The 1,517-nt window shown below is 62.2% G+C and carries 3 protein-coding genes; all 3 read left to right on the top strand.

The window, feature by feature from the left end:
- Positions 1 to 555: hypothetical protein (locus tag ACE3UY_RS13360; protein WP_374688005.1), on the top strand; the 555-nt coding region annotated here is incomplete at its 5' end.
- Between the two features lie 17 nt (positions 556 to 572).
- On the top strand, positions 573 to 1,019 hold the full coding sequence (locus ACE3UY_RS13355) for a hypothetical protein (protein ID WP_374688004.1): 447 nt from the start codon (positions 573 to 575) through the stop codon (positions 1,017 to 1,019).
- 18 nt (positions 1,020 to 1,037) lie between these two features.
- The gene (locus ACE3UY_RS13350; RefSeq protein ID WP_374688003.1) at positions 1,038 to 1,292 is read left to right on the top strand and encodes a MoaD/ThiS family protein; all 255 of its coding nucleotides are present in this window, start codon (positions 1,038 to 1,040) and stop codon (positions 1,290 to 1,292) included.
- Positions 1,293 to 1,517 lie beyond the last annotated feature (225 nt).

Below are 1,517 nucleotides of genomic sequence, written 5' to 3'. Positions count from 1 at the left end.
CGTCAGCGCGTCACCCTCATTGATGACCAGACCAATGAGCCAATTGTCTGCTGGATTGTGGCCGAGGGGCGCTACGTCTTCGGTTTGAGCAACTGGTACAAAGACAACGGCATCCCGGTCAGCGGCTACCTGCATCTGCAGCCCGGCCCGGAGCCGGGGACGGTGCTGCTGGGTTATGACCGGCGGCGGCCGCAGCGCGAGTGGGTGCGTCTGGCGGCGGTGAAGGACAACCGCCTCCAATTCGAATTGATGCGGCGCTCCATCCCTTGCGGCTACGACGACCTGCTCATCGTTGGTACGGACGTGGTGACGGCGGTGGACACGCATGCCCGACGCGCGGCCTCGATGGGCACGGGAGTGGCCGGGCTGCTGACCGAGGTCTTCCCGTCACTGGCGGCGCTGACGCCGCAGAACAGCGTGCACGCCAAGACGCTCTATAGCGCGGTGAACATGTTGCGGCGGGTTCCGCCGGGGCCTGTCTTCGCCGAACTGGTGCGCAACCCGGCGTTCACGGCCGTGGGCGACCATTACTGGCAATACGAATCAGGAAATTAAGATCGGGAGAATAGTCTTTGTCTAGTCGGCGGCCAACCATTAAGACGGCGCACTTGCGGCGCGTGACACCGGAGACGCGCTTCTATATCGACTACGGCTGGTGGGATGAGGGACATCTCGACCTGCGGACGTACCTGCTGACGCGCCTATCGATAGGGGGCGAGTTCGGGTCAGAGCTGCCGGCCGAACGGGTAGACCTGGTCGATTCGCGGACGGGCGAGGTGCGCCAGGTGGATGCCTTCAATTACCTGGTGCAGAACTACTTCAGCCGCCAGGGCGACGATCTGGCGATGCAGGGGTCGCTGGTTGACGCGGTGTTCAGCGTCTTGCTGGCTAACGGCAACGAACCGATGGCGATCGGCGCCATTGCCGAGCGTGTTCACAAGCCGGTCGATCTGCTGATCAGGACGTTCGGCGGGCCGCAGATCTACCACGGCATCCGGCCGCTCTTCGATGAAGAGTAGACCGCGTCGCCCACGACGATGAACGTCGAGGTTCGCCTCTACGGCGCGCTGCGGCGCTACCGGCCGGCCGATGCTCCCGGCGCGCCCCACCTGCCCTTCGCCGCTCTTTTGCCGTCCGTCGCGACAGTGGACACGTTGCGCCAGCGCCTCAACATCCCTGACGGTCTGATCAGCGCCGCGGCGGTCAATGACGAGGCTGTTGAGACCACTTTCTCTCTGAACGACGGCGACCGCGTCAGTCTGTTTCCTCCTTCAGCCGGGGGATTGATATAAGGTGCAACCCACTTTAGAAAGTAGGTCGCCCCTGTCCACACCCTCATCTCCGCTTAGCCCCGCTAGAACAGATGTGATATAATCCATCTGTTAACTATGGCGCAGAAGCAGGATAAATCTACCACCCTGCCGGGCGTATTTGCGACGCTATCGGCTGGCTTTGAATTGACCACCCGTTACCTATGGCTGATGGTCATTCCGGCGCTGCTCGATCTTTTTCTCTGG

Origin of the sequence: Promineifilum sp. (SeqCode), assembly GCF_041918635.1 — a bacterium.
Taxonomy (GTDB): domain Bacteria; phylum Chloroflexota; class Anaerolineae; order Promineifilales; family Promineifilaceae; genus Promineifilum.
Note: the sequence above shows the minus strand (reverse complement) of the source record. Positions and strands in the feature narration are given on the sequence as shown.